4 protein-coding genes are annotated in these 6792 nt (G+C 52.7%); all 4 read left to right on the top strand.

The features are described 5' to 3' along the window. Positions 1-145 precede the first annotated feature (145 nt). The 4 genes from RSO68_RS05405 (at position 146) to RSO68_RS05390 (ending at position 6112) form a co-directional block, all read left to right on the top strand. On the top strand, positions 146-3364 hold the full coding sequence (locus RSO68_RS05405; RefSeq protein ID WP_315585723.1) for a type I restriction endonuclease subunit R: 3219 nt from the start codon (positions 146-148) through the stop codon (positions 3362-3364). A 118-nt stretch (positions 3365-3482) separates the two neighbouring features. Continuing rightward, the gene (locus RSO68_RS05400; protein ID WP_315585722.1) at positions 3483-4049 is read left to right on the top strand and encodes a toll/interleukin-1 receptor domain-containing protein; all 567 of its coding nucleotides are present in this window, start codon (positions 3483-3485) and stop codon (positions 4047-4049) included. Positions 4050-4069: 20 nt separating this feature from the next. Beyond that, positions 4070-4651 (top strand): TIR domain-containing protein, encoded by a 582-nt coding sequence (locus RSO68_RS05395; protein ID WP_315585721.1) that lies wholly within the window; start codon positions 4070-4072, stop codon positions 4649-4651. A gap of 21 nt (positions 4652-4672) precedes the next feature. Further along, positions 4673-6112 (top strand): SIR2 family protein, encoded by a 1440-nt coding sequence (locus tag RSO68_RS05390; RefSeq protein ID WP_315585720.1) that lies wholly within the window; start codon positions 4673-4675, stop codon positions 6110-6112. Positions 6113-6792: the final 680 nt, after the last annotated feature.

Raw genomic sequence — 6792 nt, 5'->3', positions numbered from 1 at the left:
AGAGGTGGCGATAGCAGTGAGTCATAGCAACACCGTACCTGATGGGTCACGTGTTGCACTTGGTCATTGAGACCGCCTAGCCTTCTCCTTGTATCCCTGAAGCGCTAGGCTGTTACGCATAATTACGCCAAGCGCAGGGGATAACATGGCGGACAGCAGGGAAGCCCGCTTTCAGCAGGACATCATCGAGGCCATGACGGCCCACGGCTGGAAGGCCGGCACGGCCAGCGGCTACGACCGTGCATCGGCGCTCTACACCGAGGATCTGCTCGGCTACGTGCGGGAAGCCTGGCCCGAGCGCTGGGAGAAGTTCTGCAAGGCCAACCCCCAGGCCCCGGAGCAGGTGTTCGTGCAGAAAGTGGTGCGCGAGCTGGAGCGAGCCGGCACCCTGGAGGTGCTGCGCCACGGCTTCAAGGTGCCGGGAGTGAAGTTCGACCTGTGCAGCTTCCAGCCCGACCACGGCATGAACCCGGATTCGCTGGCCCGCTACCGCGCCAACCGCCTGCGGGTGGTGCCGGAGGTCTCCTACTCGCCCCACGCCCGGGAGAAGGGCAAGGGCAGCGAGAACGCCGGCCAGAACTACAATCCCCGCCTCGACCTGGTGCTGTTCGTCAACGGCATCCCCACCGCCACGCTGGAGCTCAAGAGCGAGTTCAAGCAGACGGTGGAGAACGCCAAACGGCAGTATCGTCAGGATCGCCCGATCAAGGATCCCATCACCCGCAAGCCCGAGCCGCTGCTGACCTTCAAGCGCGGCGCCCTGGTGCACTTCGCGGTGAGCCAGGCCGAGGTGGCCATGACCACCCGACTGGCCGGCAAGGACACCTTCTTCCTGCCCTTCAACCGTGGAACGGAGGCGGGCGGTGCCGGCAACCCGCCCGCGCCTGACGAGCAGAGCTACGCCACCGCTTACCTGTGGGAGGAGGTGTTTGCCCCGGACGCCTGGCTGAAGGTTCTCGGCCGCTTCCTGCACCTGGAGAAGAAGACCAGCGAGGACTTCCACGGCCGTCGCACCATCAAGGAGACGCTGATCTTCCCACGCTATCACCAGTGGGAAGTCGTCAACCGCCTGGTGCAGGCCACCCTGGCCGAAGGGCCGGGGCGCCGCTACCTGGTACAGCACAGTGCCGGTTCCGGAAAGTCCAACTCCATCGCCTGGTGTGCCCACCAGCTGGCCAACCTCTACGCTGAGGATGGGAAAAAGCTGTTCAACTCGGTGATCGTGGTCACCGACCGCACGGTGCTCGACAGCCAGCTCCAAGACACCATCTACCAGTTCGAGCACGCCCACGGTGTGGTCTGCCCGATCACCCGCGACGTGGGCAACCAGAGCAAGTCGGAGCAGCTCGCCGAGGCCCTGGCCAGCAACACCCGCATCATCATCGTGACCATCCAGACCTTCCCGGCGCTGTTCGACGCCCTGGACAAGCGCCCGCAGCTCGCCGAGGGCCACTATGCGGTGATCGCCGACGAGGCTCACTCCTCGCAGACCGGCAGCTCGGCCAGCAAGCTCAAGGCGCTGCTGGCGGCCGCAGGAGAGGCCATAGAGGGCGATGACTACGAGATCAGCGCCGAGATGATGCTCGATGCCGCCGTGGCCTCGCGCCGCCCCAGCGAGCGCATCAGCTACTACGCCTTCACCGCCACCCCCAAGGCCAAGACCCTGGAGCTGTTCGGTCGTCCGCCGGATCCCGAGCTGCCGGCCGGCGCCGACAACAAGCCCGAGCCGTTCCATCTCTACTCCATGCGCCAGGCCATCGAGGAGGGCTTTATCCTCGACGTGCTGCGTAACTATGTCACCTACGGCACCGCCTGGAAGCTCGCCCATCCCGAGGGGGAAGACCAGGAAGTCGATTCCAAAAAGGCCTCGCGGACCCTGGCCAAGTGGGTGCGGTTGCACCCCTACAACATTGCCCAGCGCGTGGAAGTGATCGTCGAGCATTACCGTGACAATGTCCGCCATTTGCTCGATGGCCAAGCCAAGGCCATGGTGGTCACGGCCAGCCGCCAGGAGGCGGTGCGCTACCAGTTGGCCATGCGTCGGTACATCGAGGAGCAGGGCTACGCCGACGTTCACCCCATGGTGGCCTTCTCCGGCAGCGTGCCGCCCGATGAGGAGATCCCCGAAGAGGTCACCGAGACCAGCCAGTTGCTCAACCCCGGCCTCAAGGGCCGCGACCTGGCCGAGGCGTTCGATACCGACGACTACAACGTGATGATCGCCGCCAACAAGTTCCAGACCGGCTTCGACCAGCCCAAGCTTTGCGCCATGTACGTGGACAAGAAGCTGCGTGATGTGGACTGCGTGCAGACCCTCTCGCGGCTCAACCGGCTGTTCCCCGGCAAGCAGACCTTTATCCTCGATTTCTACAACGACGAGCAGGAGATCCTCGACGCCTTCGCCCCCTACTACCGCAAGGCGGAGCTGGCCGACGTCTCCGATCCCAACGTGGTCTATGACCTGCAGCGTGGTCTGGACGCCAGTGGCATCTATCACTGGCCCGAGGTGGAAGCCTTCGCCAAGGCCTTCTTCGATCCCAAGGCGCCGGCCTCCAGCCTCAGCTACCACTGCCGTCCGGCTCAGGATCGCTTCAAGCAGCGCTACCAGCTGGCCCTGGAGCAGCTTCAGGTCTGGAAGGAGGCTCGCCAGGTCGCCGAACAGAATGGCGACGACAAGGGCCTGAAGCGCACTGAGCAGGAGCTCAAGGAGGCCGGCACCACCCGCGACGAGCTCGATCTGTTCCGCAAGAACCTGCAGAGCTTTGTGCGCACCTACGAATTCCTCAGCCAGATCGTCACCTTCGACGATCCCGAGCTGGAGCAGCTCTGCGTCTTCGCTCGCCATCTCCACCCGCTGCTGCGCACCGACCGGCTGCTGGAGGAGGAGAGCATCGACGTTAGCGAGTTGGAGTTGACCCACTACCGCCTCACCAAGCGCGAGGAGAAGCGCCTGCGCCTCGAGGAAGCCGAGGGCGACTACGGCCTCACCCCGGTCAGTGAAGTGGGTTCAGGCAAGCCCCACGACCCCGAGAAGCAGCGCCTTAACGAGATCATCGACCGGCTCAACGACATCTTTGGGGCAGAGACGAGCGATGAGGATCAACTTCATTTCGCTGAAGGTATTACCAAGAGGCTTCAGCGTGATGAGGCGTTGATGGCTCAAGTGGACCAACACGACGAGTCGCAGGTGATGCACGGCCTTTTTCCGAAGAAGGTCACCGACGCCGTGCTCGATGCCCTCAGCGACCACGAGAAACTCAGCATGCCGCTGCTTGAGGACGAGGAGACAGGCAGGAAGTTTGCGCTATTGATCCTCAAGTTATTGTCGGCGAGGTCGGGTCGAAATAGACAGCTAGAGAAATAAATTATCGATTAGTCCGTTAATGAGGACTTACCTTCGATCGTGTGTTAAAAAATCCTAACGGCATGTCTGCTGAAGTAGTTATGTGAGATGCATGGTTTAATGTAGAGGGATGTAGGCAATGTCTGTATTGAGAAGAAGTGATATAATTAGAAGGTATAATAAAAATCAATCAATAAATTTAGGTGAAAGTGTTGAGAAACGTTATGCGCGAAGGATGGTTAATGAGTCCCTTGAGTCCCTAGCATCAGATGAGTTGTTTGATATTTTTCTTTCCCATTCGTATGAAGATGCACGAGTAGTCAAGCAAATTAAAGACATGCTTTCTGATAAAGGGTATTCAGTCTATGTCGATTGGATAGAGGATGATCATCTTGATAGAGGGGAGGTTACTGAGGAAACTGCTGAAGTTTTAAAATCAAGGATGGATAGGTGTGGCTCTCTAATATACTTGGCATCTCAATCAGCAGAGAGCTCAGTTTGGATGCCTTGGGAGCTTGGGTATATGGACGCAAAAACAGGTCGAGTAGCTGTCGCCCCTGTGCTAAATGATGATGAAAATTTTGAGGGTAGAGAATATCTTGGTCTCTATCCCTACCTTGATTTAACCGTTGATGATTTTTATGTCCACCGTTCAGAGTCCGATTTTGCTGGACTAGACAGGTGGATGCATGGAGCGAAAATTTAGATATTTTTTAAGAGGGCATTATGGCTAAAAGAGTATTTTTTAGTTTTCATTACCAAGATGTAATTGATTTTCGGGCTAATGTGGTAAGAAATCATTGGCAGCTAAAGCCAAATAGGGAGATTAGTGGGTATTACGATGCTTCAATATGGGAGGCAGCTAAGAAGCAAGGGGATATGGCGCTAAAGAGGTTGATTAATAAAGGGCTGGATAACACTAGTAATACCTGTGTTCTTATTGGTAGTCAAACATATAATAGGCCTTGGGTTAGGTATGAGATTTTAAAAAGCTTCAAAAAAGGGAATCATATATTCGCGGTGCATATAAATTCAATAAAAGATAGGCATGGGAAAATTAAATCTAAAGGCTTTAATCCACTCGAGTATGTTGGTGTGACGTTTTCCGAGAGTGGTAGAACTGCTACTTTGTGGGAGAAAGCGAACGGAAAGTGGGTGAAGTATGAAAAAGTTGATGGTTCAGCGAGTTACCGATGTAACTCAGCGGTTAACGTTAAAGGAAAAGGGTTTAATATGACGAGTTTTTATAAAACCTATGATTGGGTGACAGACCTTGGCTACCAAAACTTTTCAAAATGGGTTGGTTGAATTATTCACGTGGAGGCTAAGATGAGCAAGAAAAAAGAACAGGAAAGATTGGTTAAAAAGCTGGTAAAAGAGCTGAATTCTGGCACTTTAGCTGTGTTTGCAGGCGCAGGCCTATCAATGCCTGCCGGGTATGTTAATTGGCGTGAGTTATTGCGGCCTATAGCTGAAGAAATCGAGCTTAGTATCGAGAAAGAAACTGACCTAGTGACATTGGCTCAGTATTATTATAACCAGAAGCAGGCAAATAGAGGGGCTATAAACCAGGCTCTCATAGATGAGTTTTCAAAAGAGGCTGAGATAACAGAGAATCATAAAATATTAGCAAGACTGCCCATTGATACTTATTGGACTACTAATTATGATAAGCTTATTGAAGGGGCTCTTTCTCAAGCTGGAAAAATCCCTGATGTTAAATATGATGTAAAACAGTTGGTTTACACAAAACCGAAGCGGGATGCTGTTATATACAAAATGCATGGGGATGTAGATCATCCTGGAGATGCGGTGATAATAAAAGACGATTATGAGTCTTATCATGTAAAAATGCAGCCTTTTCTTAGTGCGCTTGGTGGAGATCTTATATCAAAAACATTCTTGTTTATTGGGCTGAGTTTCTCTGATCCAAATCTAGACTATATTTTGAGCAGGGTTCGAGTCTCTTGGAGCAGGAATCAAAGGCCTCATTATTCGATTATGAGGAAAGTGAAACGAGAAGAAGGTGAAAGCCTTGCTGATTTCGAGTATAGAGAAAGAAAACAAGAACTGTTTGTTCAAGATCTATTGAGGTTTGGCATCACAACTACGCTCGTAGAAGAATATTGCGAGATAACGGATATATTGTCAGAGGTGGAAAGGAAATATAAGCAGAAGTCTGTTTTTATTTCTGGCGCAGCAAGTGAGTTTGGAAGTTTTGGAAAGGATGAGGCTGAGAGTTTTGTTTATGAGCTTAGCAGGAGTCTTGTGAATAATGGCAGCAAGATTATTTCGGGGTTTGGCCTTGGTATTGGTAGTGCTGTTATTACAGGCGCTTTAGAAAGTATATATTCAAAAAAAGGAGGGGTTATACATGACCAGTTGATTCTCCGGCCGTTTCCTCAAAGTCAAGTTGGTAGTGAAGACCTTCGAGAGTTGTGGAGAAGCTATCGTGAAGATATGCTCTCTTATGCAGGTGTGGCTATTTTTATATTTGGTAATAAGAAGGAGAAGGGCGAAGTTTTTTTATCAGGTGGGATGCGAGAGGAGTATGAGATTGCAAAAACCAAGGGTGCAGTCTTACTTCCTGTAGGAGCGACTGGATATATGGCTAAAGAGCTATGGGATGAGGTGGTTGCAGACAGTTCTATTAATAGCTTTTTCTCTGATGATATTAAGGAGAAGTTTGCTATACTCGGTGATGAAGAAAAATCCCTTGATGATATAAGAGCGACTCTTCTCGAAATAGTTGATGAAATTCGAGGGTGATTATATACCCTTTGGTTTTTTGGATGGCGTTTTAATGGTGTATGTGCTGCTCGGTATATGCCCGTATGCATAGCAGGCAATGAGGTTGCGGGTGCTTTCTATTAGGCGTGAGAAGTAGGGGGGTTAAAGGAAAGGTTGAGCGAGGTTTTCGGAAATCGGGGACGTACCCCGATCTCCTATGTTTCTACGGGAAGATGAGCGGAATGCAGCATCTTGGCTGATTCAGCAGTACACTACCGGTACACACACCAGCTTCGTGTGCTATCCTCAACCTTCGCTAACTTACTGATTCCAAAGAACTGTACCTTTCGCTCTATTACGGTTGCTTTTCCTTGTTTTTCAGTGGCTTATTGTTTTAAAGGCGAACTCATAATCCCTTGGTCGCAGGTTCGAGCCCTGCTGGGCCCACCAATAATTAAGTACTTCCACTTAGCTTCCCCACTATTTGGACGACGAGTACCAGGCCCTGCCTTCGCACTCGCTTAGATCAAAGCAGACGTCTTCCCCAGATGCCCCGGCAACACCGGTGCATCCCTCAGGGGCGTGTTGGCCCTGGAACCCCGGATATCGGGCCCAAGTGATTCCGCCATGGGCCTTCTCGTTATTGCTCCTTCCCGCGTCATTCCACGCCGCCTTGCTCGGCCGCTGCCGCTGTGACTGCCCCCCCCGGTCGCGAGTCT

Source organism: Halomonas saccharevitans (assembly GCF_032333995.1).
GTDB lineage: Bacteria > Pseudomonadota > Gammaproteobacteria > Pseudomonadales > Halomonadaceae > Halomonas > Halomonas saccharevitans.
The sequence above is the reverse complement of the archived record's forward strand: the minus strand, read 5'-3'. Positions and strand labels throughout refer to the sequence as shown.

Bases quoted from the DNA above. Each gene is read 5' to 3' on its own strand.
- RSO68_RS05405 (WP_315585723.1), top strand. From the start codon at position 146: ATGGCGGACAGCAGGGAAGCCCGCTTTCAGCAGGACATCATCGAGGCC.
- RSO68_RS05395 (WP_315585721.1), top strand. From the start codon at position 4,070: ATGGCTAAAAGAGTATTTTTTAGTTTTCATTACCAAGATGTAATTGAT.
- RSO68_RS05400 (WP_315585722.1), top strand. From the start codon at position 3,483: ATGTCTGTATTGAGAAGAAGTGATATAATTAGAAGGTATAATAAAAAT.
- RSO68_RS05390 (WP_315585720.1), top strand. From the start codon at position 4,673: ATGAGCAAGAAAAAAGAACAGGAAAGATTGGTTAAAAAGCTGGTAAAA.